This window comes from Microcoleus sp. MON1_C1, from assembly GCF_036701945.1.
Classification (GTDB): domain Bacteria; phylum Cyanobacteriota; class Cyanobacteriia; order Cyanobacteriales; family Microcoleaceae; genus Microcoleus.
In genome coordinates, this window is sequence record NZ_JAUBRO010000001.1 from 113207 (window position 1) to 131060 (window position 17854).

At 44.6% G+C, this 17854-nt stretch carries 17 protein-coding genes; 9 read left to right on the forward strand and 8 right to left on the reverse strand.

Annotated elements, in window-relative coordinates:
* Positions 1-102: 102 nt before the first annotated feature.
* Complete coding sequence (locus tag QUA62_RS00440) at positions 103-1971, reverse strand: AAA-like domain-containing protein (RefSeq protein ID WP_333401908.1); 1869 nt, start codon at positions 1969-1971, stop codon at positions 103-105.
* A 276-nt stretch (positions 1972-2247) separates the two neighbouring features.
* Here QUA62_RS00440 and QUA62_RS00445 point away from each other — a divergent pair, with 276 nt between their 5' ends.
* The 3 genes from QUA62_RS00445 to QUA62_RS00455 all read left to right on the forward strand — a co-directional run bounded on the left by QUA62_RS00445 (position 2248) and on the right by QUA62_RS00455 (position 4421).
* A complete protein-coding gene (locus QUA62_RS00445; RefSeq protein WP_190659259.1) occupies positions 2248-2421 on the forward strand; it encodes a hypothetical protein in 174 nt (57 codons plus the stop codon).
* A 44-nt stretch (positions 2422-2465) separates the two neighbouring features.
* Entirely contained in the window at positions 2466-2798 is a 333-nt protein-coding gene (locus tag QUA62_RS00450; protein ID WP_333286991.1) for a hypothetical protein, read from the forward strand.
* Positions 2799-3089: 291 nt separating this feature from the next.
* Positions 3090-4421, forward strand: a complete 1332-nt coding sequence (locus QUA62_RS00455; protein ID WP_333401909.1) for a serine hydrolase — start codon at positions 3090-3092, stop codon at positions 4419-4421.
* Positions 4422-4507: 86 nt separating this feature from the next.
* Here the strand turns inward: QUA62_RS00455 and QUA62_RS00460 are convergent, their stop codons facing one another.
* Complete coding sequence (locus QUA62_RS00460) at positions 4508-4879, reverse strand: DUF4342 domain-containing protein (protein ID WP_333401910.1); 372 nt, start codon at positions 4877-4879, stop codon at positions 4508-4510.
* Positions 4880-5396: 517 nt separating this feature from the next.
* On the opposite strand from QUA62_RS00460, the gene QUA62_RS00465 reads away from it, so the two are divergent.
* Positions 5397-5657 (forward strand): helix-turn-helix domain-containing protein, encoded by a 261-nt coding sequence (locus QUA62_RS00465; protein ID WP_333401911.1) that lies wholly within the window; start codon positions 5397-5399, stop codon positions 5655-5657.
* A gap of 44 nt (positions 5658-5701) precedes the next feature.
* On the opposite strand, the gene QUA62_RS00470 is transcribed toward QUA62_RS00465, so the two are convergent.
* The 4 genes from QUA62_RS00470 to QUA62_RS00485 form a co-directional block, all read right to left on the reverse strand.
* A complete protein-coding gene (locus QUA62_RS00470) occupies positions 5702-6718 on the reverse strand; it encodes a histone deacetylase (protein ID WP_333401912.1) in 1017 nt (338 codons plus the stop codon).
* 307 nt (positions 6719-7025) lie between these two features.
* Entirely contained in the window at positions 7026-7169 is a 144-nt protein-coding gene (locus QUA62_RS00475; protein ID WP_333401913.1) for a nucleotidyltransferase domain-containing protein, read from the reverse strand.
* A gap of 67 nt (positions 7170-7236) precedes the next feature.
* On the reverse strand, positions 7237-7584 hold the full coding sequence (locus QUA62_RS00480; RefSeq protein WP_333401914.1) for a DUF5615 family PIN-like protein: 348 nt from the start codon (positions 7582-7584) through the stop codon (positions 7237-7239).
* Entirely contained in the window at positions 7574-7957 is a 384-nt protein-coding gene (locus QUA62_RS00485; protein ID WP_333401915.1) for a hypothetical protein, read from the reverse strand. The genes QUA62_RS00480 and QUA62_RS00485 overlap by 11 nt, the downstream gene beginning before the upstream one ends.
* Before the next feature lie 121 nt (positions 7958-8078).
* Between QUA62_RS00485 and QUA62_RS00490 the strand changes: the two genes are divergently transcribed.
* The 5 genes from QUA62_RS00490 to QUA62_RS00510 all read left to right on the forward strand — a co-directional run bounded on the left by QUA62_RS00490 (position 8079) and on the right by QUA62_RS00510 (position 15517).
* The gene (locus QUA62_RS00490; protein ID WP_333401916.1) at positions 8079-9104 is read left to right on the forward strand and encodes an RNA-binding domain-containing protein; all 1026 of its coding nucleotides are present in this window, start codon (positions 8079-8081) and stop codon (positions 9102-9104) included.
* A 245-nt stretch (positions 9105-9349) separates the two neighbouring features.
* Positions 9350-10459: a reverse transcriptase domain-containing protein gene (locus tag QUA62_RS00495; protein ID WP_333401917.1), complete on the forward strand. Its 1110-nt coding sequence runs from the start codon at positions 9350-9352 to the stop codon at positions 10457-10459.
* A 246-nt stretch (positions 10460-10705) separates the two neighbouring features.
* A complete protein-coding gene (locus QUA62_RS00500; protein ID WP_333401918.1) occupies positions 10706-12628 on the forward strand; it encodes an ABC-F family ATP-binding cassette domain-containing protein in 1923 nt (640 codons plus the stop codon).
* Positions 12629-13311: 683 nt separating this feature from the next.
* Positions 13312-14613: a hypothetical protein gene (locus QUA62_RS00505; RefSeq protein ID WP_333401919.1), complete on the forward strand. Its 1302-nt coding sequence runs from the start codon at positions 13312-13314 to the stop codon at positions 14611-14613.
* A 328-nt stretch (positions 14614-14941) separates the two neighbouring features.
* The gene (locus tag QUA62_RS00510; protein ID WP_333288107.1) at positions 14942-15517 is read left to right on the forward strand and encodes a TIGR04376 family protein; all 576 of its coding nucleotides are present in this window, start codon (positions 14942-14944) and stop codon (positions 15515-15517) included.
* A 1002-nt stretch (positions 15518-16519) separates the two neighbouring features.
* Here the strand turns inward: QUA62_RS00510 and QUA62_RS00515 are convergent.
* Positions 16520-17416 (reverse strand): pirin family protein, encoded by an 897-nt coding sequence (locus tag QUA62_RS00515; RefSeq protein WP_333401920.1) that lies wholly within the window; start codon positions 17414-17416, stop codon positions 16520-16522.
* 155 nt (positions 17417-17571) lie between these two features.
* On the reverse strand, positions 17572-17787 hold the full coding sequence (locus QUA62_RS00520; protein ID WP_333170743.1) for a hypothetical protein: 216 nt from the start codon (positions 17785-17787) through the stop codon (positions 17572-17574).
* Positions 17788-17854: the final 67 nt, after the last annotated feature.

Consider the following 17854-nt stretch of genomic DNA (forward strand, 5'->3'; position numbering starts at 1 on the left):
ACACGGTTATCCAGTCTAGCCAATTATCGGATGTTATCAAAAAAATATCGTTCATGGGTATCATTCACCTGATTATTACTTACCGCACTTACGCACAAAATTTTACACGATCGCGCTCAAGTGCGATCGAAAATATTGTCGATACAGTTCGCACCTCGGCACGCACTCGTTCCCCTGCAATTTCACCAACCCCAAACTTTCCAACTTAAACGCCTGCATTGGCTTTAATTGCACGGGATTTTCTGCCTGTGCAATCTCTCTCATCCCCTGGGCCAATTCTGGGTATTCTTCTAAATTCCATAGTTGCCGGCGCAAATGGTCGCTGTAAATTCCCGCATCTGCGATCGCAGTTTCTTTTAATTCATCGAGTGTCAAACCCGATCGCGAAATGTGATATAATGCAACTCGCACTAAATACGGATGTCCGCCGACAAGGGCCATCAATTCCTCAACTTTCCCCTCCGACCAATTCAACTGGTGGCGCGCTGCTAAATCTTGTATTTGCTGATGGTTGAATTCTGGCAAATCTACTGGCAGCCCGACGTTGAAAGGCGATTGATTGATGTTCATTGGGATGTAAACTTCGGTGGAGTGAACTACAATTAATCGCAGTTTTTTCCATATATCGCGCCGCTTCGATTCTTCGTGCCACGCCCGCAGCAGTCCTAAAAAGTCTTCCGCAATGTCGGGATATTGGAAAACGCGATCTATCTCGTCTAATCCTAAAATTAAAGGACTGTCGATTTGCGGTAAAATGTATTTTTCAAAGTAATCTTTGCAGTTGACTTTGCTGCCAAAAATCTCGTCCCAATAATCGTCTAATTGATTGGGTAAGTGCAACTCGCGGCCGACGTAAGCGCAAAACCATTTTAAAAATTTATCTAAGTTGGCAAATACGCCTTTATCTACTAACTGAAAAGTTAGCGGCACGGTGCAATAACCTTGACGGGCGCCGTGATGCAAAATTCTTGCCATCAAGGAAGTTTTGCCCATTTGTCTCGGTGCTTTGATTCTAATTAACGCGCTGGGCTGCACAATAGTTTGATAGCAGTTTTCTTCGATGGGCGGGCGTTCTACATAAAATTGAGAAGCGACATCGACTTGTCCTCCCGGTAATTCCGGTTCGGCGGCGGGTAGAGGTATTTCGTCGCTGCTAATTTCTAATAGCTGTTTTTGCGTTAAATCTTCCGTTTTTTCTGTGACTGGTGCGGGTTTTTCTGCTAGCAAATTCAGCACTTCTTCGATAATAATTGGAGTGTCGGCGGTGGTTTTCCATTCCCTCTGTTTGATGCGGTACAGATAGCCCCGCAAGTCGTGATTTAGAGGCGCGTTCAGGGGAAAACCGACGCGGATCGGGAGAATTATTGGTTTTCTGTCAGGGCGGGAGTCTTGCAGTTCTTTTGCTTGCTGAACTTGATATGTTAGTAGTTCGCTTTGGTTTCCCGTTGGTGGCAAAAGTATCAGCAAATAATCGCATTCTTGGAGGAATAAATTAATGCGATCGAACCAATTATCTCCCAATCTAATGTTATTTTCTGCTGTGAAAACTGTATGACCGATCGCGCTTAAGGCTATTTCTAACTGTTTTCCTAACTCGCGATCGGGTTCGGCGCTGCGATAACTGACAAATACTTTAACAATTCTGCTGCTGGTGCCTGTTTCCCCCGCTGGTGACAAATTGTCCAGCTCGTCTAAATTTTCCGGTTCCTCAAGTTTAGCCGATCGGTGGTCGCTAGCAGCCAGAGTCATTTCAAAAGCCGCGAACAACTGTCGAATTTTACTCAAATCCGCACCTTCTCTACCCTGCTTAATTTTGCTGACTGTATCGGCACCGACACCAGACTCAGCCTCGATTTCAGTCAGAGTACCTCTAATGTTATTTCGGTCAGACCATTCTTGGAGCGCCTCGTTAAGTTTCTTTAAGCCAGAGGCAGTGAGAATGCGACCGCGATCGCGTTTTGACTTGAGCACTTCGCTTGCAGTGAAAGGGGAACGAATCTAGAAATTTTAACGCCTTAAGTTCCTATTTTGGGGGATTTTAAGGGAGATAGTCCGCGAGGCGGAATTTAAGAAATTTTACGGTCAGAGGTTTTTTGGGCGATCGACTCCTGAAACTCTGTCCTGATAACGGCTTCAACAGTTGAATATATTTGAGGAGAAAAACTTTTTCTTAACTCCCCAATCTCCGCCGCTAATCACCACTTAACTTTTTAGAGTAGATACACCAAGCAAAAAAGGAGCAGCCAAATGAGCAAAATCTTACACAGACTGGCAATGGCCGCTTTGGGAACCGCCGCCATTTTCACAATTAATACACTTAATAATTTAACAGAAGCATCAGCCGCTGGTAAATTTGACCAACCAGAAATTTATCAAAACACAATTTTTCCACTTGGTGTACCGGGTCAGTTGCATAAATAGGGCAATTCATTGATTGATTGATTTAATTGAATTAAGGAGAAATTATGAAGTCTACACTGTGTTCGCCACAACCTATAGCTACCAAATCTGACTCCGTTGACGCTGATGCGATCGATGCCTGCACTGCGCTTGCATGGATGGAATTGGTAGCATTAGATGCTAGCGCTCTCACGGGGGATGATTGGCTGGCTTTGTGCGATGATATAGATAGCGGGGAAATCTACCGCTGCTGGTTTTTGTGGCGCGATCGCGAAGTTAGCGGTAATTGGGAAGCTTACGATCCTTTGAGCGATCGCCGATTTGTTGCTAAAGGAAAAGTGTTTTTAAAAGCCGCGATCGACTCGCTCGAAGATGCTAGAAATCGAGAAGTCGCCTAACTTGAAGTCATCTCAGGTGAATAAAATTTGTGCCTGCACAACAAGAATTCTGCCAAGAGAATCCGCCAGTGTACAAAGTTTTGTCGGCCTGCGCGATACTGGAACAAAAAGGGGTAATAGAACCGGATTTGATATCAGTCCCGAAAACGGAATACTCTCAAAGCAAATAAAAAACTTACGGCTGCGGGCAAGAGTTGACTGTATGATGCTAGGTGCTTCGTCTCGAAAGCGGTTGATAACGTTTTTCCAGTCGCTTTCTTGCTGCAGCCGTTAAACTCTTTCTCTTCAAACATGACTCTAAAACTGCGATGGCTGTTGCCGGCCGCCCTTAGTCTTTTCTCGATCGCCCTGCCCGCAAAAGCTGATACACTAACATCTTGGCACTTCGATCCCAGGGGAAATCAGCTCAATTTAACCACAGATTCACGAGTTCAGCCGCAAGTTAAACTAATTGCAAATCCCACCCGCTTAGTAATTGATTTACCGGGAATAGTCTTGGAGTATCCCGAAAGTCCTCAAAGTTACAACTCAGCTATTCAACAAATTAGAGTCGGGCAGTTTGACACCGGAACTACCAGGTTAGTGATACAATTAACTCCTGGCTATAAGTTAGACCCGCAAAAAGTCCGAGTCATTAGAGAATCTGCCACTCGCTGGTCGTTTCAGTTGCCAAATCCCGAGCAAATAGCCAGCAACGAGTCTTTTATACCCACAGCTATTACCAGCGTAGAACAAGCAGCCGGTCAAGTTACGCCCACTGTTTCGCCGGGAAATCAGAGAAACTATTCTACTGATTTGGTGATGTCAACAGGCTCGGAAATGACAGCCATCAAGCCTCAAATCGAAAGTGCGATCGAACAGTATAGATCCCTGAGCGCCGGAATGTTTTTTCTGGATTTAGATACAGGAAACTATTTGGATATCAAGGGCGATCGAGTATTTCCGGCCGCCAGTACCATCAAATTACCAATTTTGATTGCTTTTTATCAAGATGTAGACGCGGGCAAAGTTAGCCTAGACGAAACATTAGTTATGAAGCCCGACTTAGTTGCCAGCGGTTCTGGCACTATGCAAGACGAACCAAATGGTACTCGGTTTAGCATCAGAGAAACCGTAGATAAAATGATTACCATCAGCGACAATACAGCCACCAACATGATTATTGAACGTTTGGGGGGAATTGCTAAACTCAACGAGCGTTTTCGCAGTTGGGGATTAACGGACACCAAAATTCGCAATTGGTTGGGAGATTTTCAAGGAACAAATACCACAAGTTCTGTGGATATGGTAAAGTTGCTGGCGATGCTATCTCGCGATAAATTAGTTTCTGAATCGAGTCGGGAACAAGCTTTAGAATTACTGCGGAACACAACAACTAGAACGCTTTTGCCTTCGGGTTTAGGCCCCGGAGCCGTGATTGCTGACAAAACCGGAGATATCGGCTTTGTGGTTGGCGATGCGGGAATTATTGATATGCCCAACGGTAAGCGTTATTTAGCGGCAATATTTGTCAAACGTCCTTACAATGACCCGATTGTGAGAGATTTTGTCCGTCGGATTTCGGGGATTGTTTACAATTATTTAGACCAACCTGCGGCGAAACTACCAGATAATTTGCGTTGATCAGACAATTCGCTGATTAAAATCCCTACTAAACAAACAAAGTCCGCGAAAGCGGACTTGAAGAGAAGATTTTTAATGAGTAATGACTATTCTTTGCGCTCGATGGCTACAGTCAAATGAGCCGCAACTGCTCCCACTGTAGCAAGTACAGCAGCAATTGGAAAGACTACTGAGCCTGCAACGCCACCTACTAATCCCGCCATCAGCGGAATGTCTGCCAAAGTCCGCCCTTGCGAGTTTTTGATGACGAGGTGGCGGAGTTTTCCTTGCTGAATTAGTTCTTTGACTTTACCAATTAGGCTGTCGCCGCTAATCTTAAATTCTTCCACTCTGACTTTTTCCTCTGCTGCAAATTCTGAGGCGTATAAAGGAGTTTCAACTGTTGGGTTGGCTGAATTTCCTGCCGCTGCTGTTTCGTCTTGTAGAATTGTTACTTGTTGTTCTTTTTGTAAGTTCATTTTGTGTAAGGGCGGGTGAAAACCAGCCGTTTAATTTCTATACTCTTATCTTCGGCGATCGCACTTGGGAATGACAGGCCAGGAAACCCTACAATCTGCATTCGTACTTTCCACCCCCGCCTTTTTACTCAAAACTTTATTTTTGTCTGGTTAGATCGGAGCGGGTTTATCTATTCCTAAAGATAGAGAAGATATTTTTGAAACAACCCGTCTCTAGATACAAGTAAGGTGCGTACTGCCAGCCATGTCAAGGTGGCTGCTGTGTGTTGAATTTTTAAGTTGGACACCAAGCGAACTAAAGTCAGAGAAAATTATTAAAATTAAAACTTTATATTTCTACAATGACTTCAAAAGTGATTGCTATCTAGGCACAATCTACCTATGTCTTGCAATGCCAGTTCCCCAAAGCATCCCAGAGATAGCATCGCATTGGCGAAGCACAATATAATCAGAAACTCAAACCGAGTACATCAACGAACATCTGAATCAAGATATTAAGCTTGCAGATTTAGCTCAATTGCTGGGCATGAGTCAATTTCATTTCAGCCATCTGTTGAAGCAGTTGATAGGCACATCCCCCTACAAATACCCGATCGCCCAACGGGTAAAACGGGCAAAGCAATTGTTGAAACTTTCGAGATCGATTATGGACATTGCCTTCGAGTGTGGGTTCAACAGCCACAGTTATTCGCAGCACACAGTTTCGGCAATTTACGGGCATGACACTGACACCCGGAGCGATCGTGGAGTCAGACCGAGTTTGGTTTTACAAGTTTAAAGCTTTACACTTCGTGCTCAAGCGGGTTGTCACACAGCAGAAAACTAAACATAGGTTGCTAAAGTTCTGACGTGAGCAGTAGCGGCTGCAACTGTAACTGGTAATCTGTAGCCACCTCCGTGAGTAGAGAGAACTGGACATCCACATCTCTTAGCAAAATCTAATACAATTTCCGTCAGTTTACAGAAATCAGCATTTGTCCAATCTGTGATGCCCTTTCCACAATCATCTCTGTGTGAATCGTAACCCGAAAAAATAGCAACTAAGTCAGGTTGCCAGGGAAGGTTTTCTAGAGCTTCCTCAAAAGTGCTAATACTCTGATGCCCGCAGTAGAATCTGCCAGTTATACCCTCTGACTCCAAAACTTTAATAGGAAAAGATTCACTAACGATCGGAATGTTACAGTGTCCCACAGCTTCGGCAACAGTTGTGGTTCCAACCTTCAAGTCTGATGCTTTAGCCATGTAGAGATCGACGCCACTATGAATGCTAATACAATAGATGCTGGGATCGTTGATAAAGATTGACTGAGTTCCATCGCCATGATGAATATCCCAGTCAACAATCAATACTTTTTCAAATCCTTGGGCTTGAGCATATCGACCAGCAGCAGCAAGAGGATTTAAGAGACAGTAACCGTGTCCCCAATTAATATGAGCGTGATGCCCAACCATACTGAAGCAGTAAGCGCGTTCTAGGTTTCCCTGTTTCATTTGGTCGATCGCTTCCATCATTCCTCCCAAACCGTAGAGATAACCGGGTAAACAATACTCCAAGCCTTGACATTCAATACTCAATTCTGGTAAGGATATGCTGATTTCATCCAGAGGTCGATCGAGGGCTTGCAATATAATCTTTTGAAGATATTCGCGACTGTGAACCCTAAGATAATCACTTATCCTAGCTTTTCTTAAGGGTAATGCAGGATAGTTTTTCAGAGATTTTTTAAGAGTCTGTCTAACTTGGTTGTAGTAAGTAAAAGAATAGCCCGTAAAAGAAATTTCTTGAATGAGTTTGGAAGTACAAAATGTTTGTGGGTGCAGATAGGTGGCAAATCGCATGGCTTTATTTCATCCGTAACGAGCAAATACACTGCTTCCAAGGAATTCAAGCATCATATCAAATCCGGGTTAGCTACCCCCTCGCTCGTGGGGAGAACAAAACTCACTTCTTGCGATCGCCAGAGAATCTACCAGCTTGCTATTTTTCCCTCAGCAGGATTGTCATATTGCTGCTGAGGGGTAGCAAGCCAAGACTTGCTGATCATAAAATGTGCAAAAAAATCATAATTTCAGTTAATTAGTGAAAACAACGATCGCAACTATGAAGTTACCAGCAATTGTTTTACGGTAAAATATCCGACGCTCGCTACTCGGATGGTGGAGGATCGATGTCGCTGTCTGCCTGAAAGTTGTCACGAAGGACAGAACCAAAGAGGGAGAGTGCGATGATTTGCCAATGTTGGCAGAATTTGGTGATTTGGTCAATTGGTAGGGCGATCGCGGTTTTCATTCAGCCTCCTCGTCATCTATGCAGATTCTAAGTGAACAACTAGAATCTCTTCCTGGTTTCTGATAAATTAATAACTCCATTGATTGAGAACCACAAACTGATTATTGAGGTCATATTCTGCCGTCTCTAAATTATCAATTGCCTTCACAATCGCCTGATAACTCATATTCTTAGAAGCTTCAGAATCTTGATAAACTGCCAAAATTCCTGAATGTTCTGGGTTCGCTTGATGCAATTGCTGAAAGTCATCACAATTGCGTGTAAGTAGCACTCTCTCATTTTCTCTGGCAGCGTCTAGCACGACTGAATCTGGATGATTCATTAAATCCAATGTATTGACTGTGGCTACATCGTGACCGGCTGCCTGAAGAAGATTGACTAAATACTTTGCTTGAGAATCTTCGTCAAGCAGCATTCGTAGGCTCAACTTGGACTCCTTTTACTTCCAATCGATAGCGTTCCTCGTCTGCTTCTAATTTTAAAATTTCTTGATGATTCTGACAGTAATGAATCGCCTCATAGATAGCAGACAGGGGTAAATCCCAATTTTCGGCAGCTTGTTCGGGTGACATCTGATTGGCAGTCATGTCTCGCCAAATAGTCGATGCCAGTAATTTACGTCCCTTAATATAAAGTTGTTTGCGCCAAGCATGAGGACGTGAAACTAAATATTGCCAATTTTCGATTTCTGGTGTACTTTGCAGCGATTGAACGATCGCACCTAGCAGGGCAAGGCGATCGCTGACTGATAGTTGGCTGGCTTTTTCTTTAAGCTCTTGCAAGGACATAAAAAAATACTCCAACAAAGGTTGGTATCTGAATTCTAGTAGATTGCGATCAAAATTGCAAATTGCTGTAATATTGAAACTAGAGTTTATGCCCATACATATGACACAGCCGATTAACTTTGTGCAAGGACAAACTTTTCCTCAAGAAGAAGGAGATTCTGTTGAGTTTAAGGAGATAAAGTCACAGCGGCCAGTCAATACTATTGTGAACCATGCTGAACAGTATGTGGTTGGATTCCTCAATGCTCAAATAGAGGGATATCTCTATTTGGGCATTGATGACTCGGGGATCATTCAGGGAGTCACTCTTAATCGAAATGACAGAGACGAGATTGGTAAAAATATTCCTAATAAATTAAGAATGACAGATCCGCCTATTTCTCCTTATCATTATATAGTAACTTTTCATGATGTTTTAAATGTGGAGCGGAAGGTTATAGAAGACTTGTATGTTTTGCAAATACACGTTATCAAGACAGAAGAAGATAAAATATATCTCTATAAAACTTCAGGGGATAAAACTTCCGGGGGAAGTGTGTACCTGAAGAAAGGGTCAACCTGTATGAAACTGAACAGTGAAGAAACTGCCAAAGAAATCGAGAGACGCACACAGGTACATTTGCGGAAAGAAGCCGACGAACTCGATAAAAAACTAGAAAAAACACCTAATGATCGCCGCATTTTAAAGAGTAGAGCCAAAGTTGCAAAATATATGGGTGATGTTGATACTATGGAGCGAGTTTACCTAAAATTGCTTGAACTAGATCCTAAAAGCTCAGCATTCAGGCTAAATTATGCAATTGATCGTAAGAGCCTAGGTGATTTAGAAGGCGCGTTATCTATCCTAAATGACGCCATTAAATCAAATATCAAAGATGTTTCTATTTTAAACAACAAAGGATTAATGCTTCAGGAGCTAGACAGATGGGATGAAGCTCTTTTATTTTATGAAAATTTGCTTAAAAGGCAGCCGGATGATTATACGATTCTTACTAAAATTGGCGTTGTATTCAGGCATCAAGGAAAATATAGTGAATCTATTAAATTTCTTAATTGTGCACTTGGAAAATCCCCCAATTATAGATTGGCAAAATATGAAAAGAAAAAAACCTATCAGGAAATTTTTAAAAGAGGTAATACGAATTAAGAAGATATATAAAGTACCATAACACTTTTAATAAAATTGAGAAATTTTGAAAATCGTGGTATAATTACTTTCGTACCTACTTAATGGGTATTTATTTCCGTGAGCGATACTGCTACGGAGGACTCTCAACTTAGCCTTACGCCCCTGGTACTCAACAGTGTCAGTAGGCCTCTGCTGATGCTTATGCAGAAAGCGTGAATGCTCAGAGAGTAGGTACTTCATTTTAAGAGTCTGAGCGGATAGTTATGAAAAATAAGACTGATCTTGCTCCATTTTTATACGAGAGTTGCGAAGAACTTTCCCAAAAGTTCAAAGAGCTTAAATCACCTTATGATGTTGCTCAACTCTTGCAAGTTCCCTATGAATATCTTATATACTATATTTACCGAACTCCTCACGATTCTCGCTACACAAAATTTCAGGTTCCCAAGAAATCTAGAGGTTATAGAACTATTCATTCCCCTAATGGTTCGTTAGGAATAGTTCAAAGAAAGCTCAGCCAAGTTTTATATGCTGTCTATCGACCAAGACCTTCTGTTCACGGATTTGCGACTTCGCGTAGCATTATTACTAACGCTAAAGCTCACGTCGGAAAAAAGTTCATTCTCAACCTGGATATTAAGGATTTCTTTGGCTCTATTAACTTTGGTCGAGTTAGGGGATTGTTCATGGGAAAACCGTATGAACTAGACGAGAAAGTCGCGACTATATTAGCTCAGATATGCTGTTTCGATGATCGACTACCACAAGGAGCACCAACTTCACCAATAGTCTCAAATCTTATTTGTGCAAAAATGGATAGCGAATTACAAAGATTTTCTAGAGAGCATGGGTTATTTCATACACGATATGCAGATGACATTACTTTATCTAGCAACAGGAAGGAACTACCAGTTTCATTAGTTTCATCTTATGAAACTGGTTCTTCTAAGGTGGTTTTAGGAGATGAATTGTGCTCGCTCATAGAGAGAAATGGGTTTAGAATTAACGATGCAAAAGTGAGGCTATCTTACAACAAAACACAAAGGCAGGAAGTTACAGGTCTAATTGTCAATCAAAATGTTAATGTAAGTCGTAAATACGTCCGTAATATTGACGGTGCTCTTCATGCCTGGGAAAAGTATGGACTACAGGCAGCTACAGAAACATATGAATCAAAATATGCCAAGAAAGTGACTTTGCCCGAAAAGGAGCTAGGGCGTTTCTTAGACTCTGTACGTGGGAAAATCGAGTTTGTAGGTAGTGTTAGAGGCAAAGATGACAACCTGTATCAGAAGCTTCTGAGTAAGTTCAACGATATCAGAAAAAAAGAAGCTGATAATCAAAAACTTACAGAGACTGAAGATCCACGATAACTTCTCAAATACGGCCCAACAATTGAAATTGTGTGCGGTGTATCTGCCCTTGACGCTGAATGACGAGTATCCTCATGCCGATCGCGAGCTACACAAATCGATCGGCAATTGCTATGCTGTAATAAAATAAAGTTTGTTTAGGGATTCTTTAAATAATCTGGTTTGTGCCGGATCTAAATAATCTGGTTTGTGCCGGAGTGCGAAGACCAGCGTTAAACTAAGCTAGGTAAATGACTTTCTATACAGATGACTATTTTTACTCTGCGATCGATCAAAAAAGACTTCGGCATCAAGGAACTCTTGACAGATGCCAGCTTCAGCCTGGATGAAGGCGATAAAGTCGGACTCATCGGCACTAACGGTTCCGGCAAATCAACCCTGCTGAAAATGATTGCGGGTATGGAGTCGATCGACTCTGGCGATCGCTGGGTCAATCCAGGGTCTACAATTGTCTATCTCCCCCAACAGCCGGATTTAGACGAAAATCACACTGTCTTAGAGCAAGTATTTGCCGACAGTGGCGAACAAATGGCTTTAGTGCGCGAATACGAGGAAATTTCCGCTCAACTTTCCCACGGCAAAGGCGATACAGACAAGTTGATGGCGCGTCTGTCTGCAGTGTCTGAACGCATTGATGAGGTGGATGCGTGGGATTTGGAAACCAAGGCGAAATTGATTTTGACTCAGTTGGGGATTGAGGATTTTGATGCGAAAATTGCCGATTTGTCCGGCGGCTACCGCAAGCGAATTGCCTTAGCAACGGCTTTGTTGTCCGAGCCCGATGTGTTGCTGATGGATGAACCGACAAACCACTTGGATGCGCTGTCTGTAGAGTGGTTGCAGAACTATTTGAACGGCTATCGCGGTGCTTTGCTGCTGATTACGCACGATCGCTATTTTCTCGATCGCGTTACCAATCGCATTCTGGAGATCGATCGGGGCGACCTTTACAATTATGCTGGCAATTACGCTTATTACTTGGAGAAAAAAGCCCTAGCTGAAGAATCGGCCGCCAGCACTCAGCGCAAATTCTCGGGAGTATTGCGGCGCGAGTTGGAATGGCTCAAGAAGGGGCCGAAGGCGCGCAGTACCAAGCAAAAAGCCCGGATCGATCGCATTAAAGATATGCGAGCAGAGGAATTCAAAACAGCCAACGGCAAAGTCGAGATTGCGACAGCGGGCCGCCGGATTGGTAAGAAAGTGATTGAGTTATTGAATATCTCTAAAGCCTATGGCGATCGCACTTTAATTAAAGATTTTACCTACAATTTCACACCCGAAGACCGCATTGGGATTATTGGCTGCAACGGTGCGGGAAAATCGACGCTGATGGATATCATCACCGGACGCATTCAGCCGGATTCGGGTACTGTCGAAATTGGGACAACCATTCATATCGGTTATTTTGACCAGCATTCAGAGGATTTGACCCCGAACGAAGACCAGCGAGTTATTGAATACTTGAAAAGTGTGGCGGAGTTGGTGCAAACGGCGGATGGGGAAATCATTACCGCTTCTCAAATGTTGGAAAAGTTTCTGTTTCCACCCAATCAACAGTATGCACCGATTAACAAACTTTCCGGCGGGGAAAAGCGCCGATTATTTCTGTTGAAAGTGCTGATGAGTGCGCCGAACGTGCTGATTTTGGACGAACCGACAAACGACTTAGACGTGCAGACTTTGGCGGTTTTGGAGGATTATCTCGAAGATTTTAACGGCTGCGTGATTGTGGTGTCCCACGATCGCTATTTTCTCGATCGCACGATCGACATGGTTTTCGCCTTGGAACCGGGCGGTAATTTGCGTTTGTATCCCGGCAATTATTCGGTGTATTTAGACTACAAGAAAGCCGAAGAAGCCAAGGAAATCAAAGGGCAAAAAGAAAGAGAAAAACTTACACGCCCCGCTGAATCTAATAATTCTAAAACCCCAACTTCCCCTCAAAAATCTACCAAAGTTTCCTTTAATGAGAAGCGGGAATACGAACAATTAGAAACTCAAATTCCGCAGATGGAAGCAGAGAAACAAGAGATTGAAAAGAGGTTGTCTAACAATGCTCCCAGCGGGTTTGCCGAGGTGAAGAAGTTATCGGATCGTTTGGCTCAGTTGACGCAGCAGATCGATCGGGCGACTGAGCGCTGGTTGGAATTGGCGGAACGGGTGGGTTAATTTGGGTTGTCCGAGTGTTGTCTTTAGCTCCTGCTCACCATGACAGGAGCTAGAGTAATTATGGCTGAAAAGTTTTCCTGCTGAAACGAATATATATTGACAAATTTCAATATTTTTTTCTTTTTGTATTATAAATAGTAGTGTAAAAAAATATTAGGAATAATGCTTGTTTAGCAGACAATTTGGCAACCTTTGACAATTTATTACCTAAGTGTGATGAAGCTATGGTACTATTAAAGTTATAAAATCGGTTGCTTGTTACTACTCTCAAGCAAACTGACAAACAAACTTAAGACGAGTAAAAGCCTGAAATCCTTGTTAAAGCTGCAAGGCGATCGGAAACAGCGCCAAAAAACCCGCTTTTTTTGCGAGAGCCTCAAGTAAAGCTGTATGTCAAAAACTGTGAAGACCCGGAGGGTGGGATTGACACAAGCAGTGAATATGCAGTAAAAGTCAGGGTAAGCAAATAAGACTGGCAGCAGAAAACAGGGACTAAAAGGCCCAAAACAGGTAAAAAAAAAGTCGATCGGGCAAAGTAAGTTGGCCGAGGACTAAAAATATGGTGATGAGTGAGATACAATTGACCTGTTCCGAGCCAAGAATTGGTCAACATCACAAGTATCCTGTAGAAGTCAAAAGTTAACAGTCTCAGGGTTGTCGAGCAGCGCGAATCAGAGAAAACTATGCCTCAAAAAGTAATCGCCAAACAGATGTCTTTGGAATCAGCGTCCGATCCGATCTCCGTGGTTGCGACCGTGGAAACAGTGCCAGCCGAAGCAGTGGCAGTAGAGTCCTACGCCGATCGGTTGATGGACGAACTGTTTGAAGGAGTCGATCGAGCATTCGACGGCAGCGACGGACTGCCATCGGAACCAGTGCAGCCTGAATTCGTGGCGCTCAAGTCGATCTCTGTACCTCAAATAGTTTTGTCGCAGTTGGCACCCCCCCAGCCGCAGGGGGGCGAAAAAGACGTAGAAGCGATCGCCCGCCAAGTCGCCCTAGAAACAGCCAAAAAACAGCAGTCCAAACAATCATTCGACAGAATCCTGCTGGGAGCAGCCTGTGGGTCGCTGCTGCTAGTCATGGGCTTGTGGCTGGCAAGCCGGTCGGGACTGGTGCGCTTGCCCGCCGCCTCCGCACCAGAGAGGCCCGCAGCAAGCGGCAAAACAGCACCAGACACCCCGTTTGTCGAATACGTGCAGCGTTCGCTAGAAGCGATCGAACAAAAAAAAGCACCCCAGGCCAACCCGCAACTTGCAGGAGTTCCCGGAGTTGCCACTCCAGGGACGCTGCCGAGCATTTCAATTTCCGGCGCGCCGCCGGCAACCGCAGGTCTTTCGACAGCAGTCAACCGCATCGCTGATGCCCTAGAACAAGTCGGCGCGCAACCGGGAGCACCTGCACCCCAAATCGTAGTCATCCCTCCCCCCGCTCAGGTGACTGTGGCTCCGGCTGCTCCGGTAGCTGCTGCTCCGGCTGCTCCGGTAGCTGCTGCTCCGGCTGCTCCGGCTGCTCCGGCTGCTCCGGTAGCTGCTGCTCCGGCTGCTCCGGCTGCTCCTCAAACCGCCGCAGTTTCGCCCTCGCCGGCGGCTCCAGCCTCCGGTCGAGCGATCGCCGCCGCCGGCACTCGATCTCCCCTCGCCGCTTCCCCTTCCCCCTCGGAGTCTCCACAGCCGAAGATTTTGGCTCGCGAAACCGAACCGGCACCAGCACCAGCGCCCGCAGCCCAGCAATCCGCGCCCGCGCCCGAGCAATCGGCACCGGCCGTCAGCAGCGCCCCGACTTCCGCCCACACGCTGGTAGGGATTTTGGAGTTGGGCGATCGATCGGCTGCTTTGTTTGAAGTAGACGGCGTAGCCCGCAGAATTTATGTGGGCGAAAGCATCGGCGCTAGCGGTTGGACGCTGGCAGAAATCAAAAATCAAGAAGCCGTTATCCGCAAGGGAGGAGATGTGCGATCGGTTTTTGTCGGCCAAAAGTTCTAATCAGTTATCAGTCATTAGTCATCAGTCATTAGTTAGGAGTTAGGTCATCGGTAATCAGTAATGGGCAGGGATCGGGCTGTATATCACGAGCAGTGAAAACAGTTATAATATAAGAACCGCCAATACGTTCTTAATGGCTGAAACCATTGCTCTTATTACTTCTTGCTTCTCTCCGTTAAATCGGTTAGCCAATTCGTTGCCGAACTTTCTTCTGCTATAACTAACAACTCAGGATCAATAATCGATCTCCAGTGACTAAGAACCAATGACTAATAACTAATGACCAATGACTAATGACCCAGGACTAATGACTGAGGAATTATAAAAAATGGGCTTATTTGATGATTTCAACCGCTTTCTAGAAACCCGATTAGAAGAATTTTTGCGTAGCAATCCCCATCTGGAATTGCAGGCAATAGAAGAACAACTGAAGGAACAAGAAGAAGACACTCTGCGGCTGATTCTCGATATCCAAAAACAAGAGAAAAAACTGCAAGCCGAAATTCTCTCCGCCGCTCAAGAAATTCAGCGTTGGAACGATCGCATCAACAAAGCTAAAGCTGCTCAAAGGCTCGATTTAGCTCAAGCCGCCCAAGAGCGGCAAGCCGCTTTGCTGCGTCAGGGAAATCAGCGCTGGGGTCAAATGCAAGGCTGCAAAGAACGGATTGAAAAAGCAAAAGAACTGTACCGCCAAATTCAAGTACGGCGAAAAGAAGTCCGAGCAAAAGCAGCCGAAGCTGCAACTCGCACGACCACTAAAACAGAGCCAAATTGGGATACAAAGGGTTGGAATCAGAGTTCAAATTATAACAGTTTTAATGCGGCAGATCCTTTAGAAGAAAAGTTTCAACACTGGGAAGCTCAGGAAGAACTAGATCAAATGAAGCGAAATATAGGCCGATAGTTACGAAATTGTCCCAATTTTTTAGGGACTGGTTCACTCGAAACTCGGATTCCCAACGCTTATACTCGTCAAGCCCCCAGACTCTCAGGTATGGCGATCGCTCGCTCAGACTTTATATAATTACCATCCTAAACTTGTAGGGACAATTAATCAATCATCCCTACAATATTCTCACCTAATTAATTAGCGTTGCACATTTATGGTATAAGCAAAAGCTCTAGTCAACTAACAAAACCTATGATTTTTCCGGGCTGTCAATCCACCAATATCAATAAAAATGGCTGGAAAAGAGGTAAACAAAACCATATTTGTTGAGAGTGCCGTCGGCAATTTATAGATGTTTATTCTGAGGCCCGGTTATCTCCAAGAGGTAAAAAAGCAGTGTCTCCATCTCTACCGATAAGGAGATGGGTTTCGGCGGATAGAATGTGTGACTGGGGTTTCTCATAATACAGTTATTAATTGTGTTAAAGAGGTGAGAAACAGCCGCTCAACTCAACCTGATTATTATGAAATTCCCGAACTAGCCCTGATAGATACAGCAGATTCCACGTTTATGAAAAACACCGGGCTATCGCTCTATCTCCGCCGTAGGGACACATAACTCGGCTGTTGCCCCTACTTTATAAACCTGGAATAGGCTCTAATCTGTGTTTCATCTGAGATATTGCACCATTCTCAATCACCCTTGTATGGGCGGGCTAGAAGAGCAACCGCCCACAAGAAAATTTAATCTTTATGGAATAGACCCAAAAGGCCTTTTAAGCAAGAATGGTGCAAGATGTCAGTTTCATCGGACTGATGTTCACTCATGTTAGCGCATGAATAGATATCCCAAATAATTTCTATACGCAGCTTTGGCTCCCATATTTTGTGGCAGCCCACGCACAAATCTATGCCTAACCGCATCAAAAGTTTTGGAATAATAGGCGTGAAGATTAGAGTAAAAAAGACAGATTCAGAATCAAAAAACAGTTTTTTAATTTAAATCGCTGCGGTTATTCACAACGGTTGCTCTGCTTGAGAAGGTGCCTCTTCTGGCAGCGGAATAAACTCTGTCTCTTGAGGAACCTGAGCAAACCGTCCCTCTCTCCAATCGAGTTTAGCTTCCTCAATGCGCGAGTGCCGACTCGAAACAAAATTCCACCACTTATGCCGCTCACCAACAGGTTCACCGCCAATCACAATACAACGAGCCTTGCCTGAAGCAGAAATGTTTACTTCAGTGCCTGAATTTAGAACTGCCAACCGATGTTGTTCCAAAGGCACTCCATCGAGCAAAAGCCCCTCTGTTACGCTGTAAACCGCCTGTTCGCTGTAATGGCCCGGTAAGGTAAATTCTTGTCCAGCAGTTAGTTGCACGTCCAGATAAATCATGGGTGAAAATATTTGAACTGGCGAAGTACGACCATAGGCCTCACCGGCAATTAGGGTGAACGAAACTCCTGCATCCTCCCAAACAGGCAGCTCAGAAGCCGGATGATGCCGAAACCAGGGGTCGGTTTCTTCGTATTCATCGGGAAGTGCTATCCAGGTTTGAATGCCATGCAGGATGGCTTCTTTGCTGCGCTCGTCGTCAGGGGTGCGTTCGGAGTGGACAATGCCTCGCCCTGCTGTCATCCAATTCACCGCACCGGGACGGATTTCTTGAACGCTGCCCACACTATCACGATGCAGCAAAACACCTTCAAACAGGTAGGTGACGGTTGCTAAGTTGATGTGCGGATGCGGTCTGACATCCACGCCCCGGCCGGGTGGAAACACCGCAGGGCCCAGATGGTCAAAAAAGATGAACGGGCCTACCAGTGCTAGAACGTCTGAGGGAAGCAAGCGACGGGCTTGGAACCCACCCAAATCTTGAATGTGTGGCTCAATGAGATGCTGGATGGTATCCGTCATAATGTTTATGAAGTTGCGAACGCTAATTGTTTATGTCAAAAGTGCATTATACAAAAAGCTATCCTTGTAGAGGCCGATCGCAATATCAGTGACTGGTCTAAACTTTCCCAATCGAAAGCGGTTGTAGAGTGTCGAGTTCTCAACGAGCTTTCTGCTTACGAGACGATGGAGAGTTCATCACTGACTTGAACCCGACCTTTGACCAGGGAGCGAATCAGACGATCGAGTGAGCCACGTTCTTCTTCACTGATGGACTCATCAAGGATAGCGGCCATCATGCCGTAGCGGTCAGCTTTGGTAACACGGTGAGTATCGGTGACAGTGGCAATTAATTCGTTGATAGCGCCGGGGAGAAGATTAACTGGAGACATGGGATTATTTTGAACTCGACACCTTAATCATCTCGTGGTTTCTTCTAAGAGCAAGTGATGGTGCTGG

Excerpts from the sequence above, each read along its gene's own strand:
- QUA62_RS00485 (WP_333401915.1), bottom strand. The coding sequence starts at position 7,957 with ATGTCCTTGCAAGAGCTTAAAGAAAAAGCCAGCCAACTATCAGTCAGC.
- QUA62_RS00505 (WP_333401919.1), top strand. The coding sequence starts at position 13,312 with ATGCCTCAAAAAGTAATCGCCAAACAGATGTCTTTGGAATCAGCGTCC.
- QUA62_RS00475 (WP_333401913.1), bottom strand. The coding sequence starts at position 7,169 with ATGAAAACCGCGATCGCCCTACCAATTGACCAAATCACCAAATTCTGC.
- QUA62_RS00520 (WP_333170743.1), bottom strand. The coding sequence starts at position 17,787 with ATGTCTCCAGTTAATCTTCTCCCCGGCGCTATCAACGAATTAATTGCC.
- QUA62_RS00510 (WP_333288107.1), top strand. The coding sequence starts at position 14,942 with ATGGGCTTATTTGATGATTTCAACCGCTTTCTAGAAACCCGATTAGAA.
- QUA62_RS00470 (WP_333401912.1), bottom strand. The coding sequence starts at position 6,718 with ATGCGATTTGCCACCTATCTGCACCCACAAACATTTTGTACTTCCAAA.
- QUA62_RS00495 (WP_333401917.1), top strand. The coding sequence starts at position 9,350 with ATGAAAAATAAGACTGATCTTGCTCCATTTTTATACGAGAGTTGCGAA.
- QUA62_RS00445 (WP_190659259.1), top strand. The coding sequence starts at position 2,248 with ATGAGCAAAATCTTACACAGACTGGCAATGGCCGCTTTGGGAACCGCC.
- QUA62_RS00450 (WP_333286991.1), top strand. The coding sequence starts at position 2,466 with ATGAAGTCTACACTGTGTTCGCCACAACCTATAGCTACCAAATCTGAC.
- QUA62_RS00515 (WP_333401920.1), bottom strand. The coding sequence starts at position 17,416 with ATGACGGATACCATCCAGCATCTCATTGAGCCACACATTCAAGATTTG.
- QUA62_RS00480 (WP_333401914.1), bottom strand. The coding sequence starts at position 7,584 with ATGCTGCTTGACGAAGATTCTCAAGCAAAGTATTTAGTCAATCTTCTT.
- QUA62_RS00460 (WP_333401910.1), bottom strand. The coding sequence starts at position 4,879 with ATGAACTTACAAAAAGAACAACAAGTAACAATTCTACAAGACGAAACA.
- QUA62_RS00500 (WP_333401918.1), top strand. The coding sequence starts at position 10,706 with ATGACTATTTTTACTCTGCGATCGATCAAAAAAGACTTCGGCATCAAG.
- QUA62_RS00455 (WP_333401909.1), top strand. The coding sequence starts at position 3,090 with ATGACTCTAAAACTGCGATGGCTGTTGCCGGCCGCCCTTAGTCTTTTC.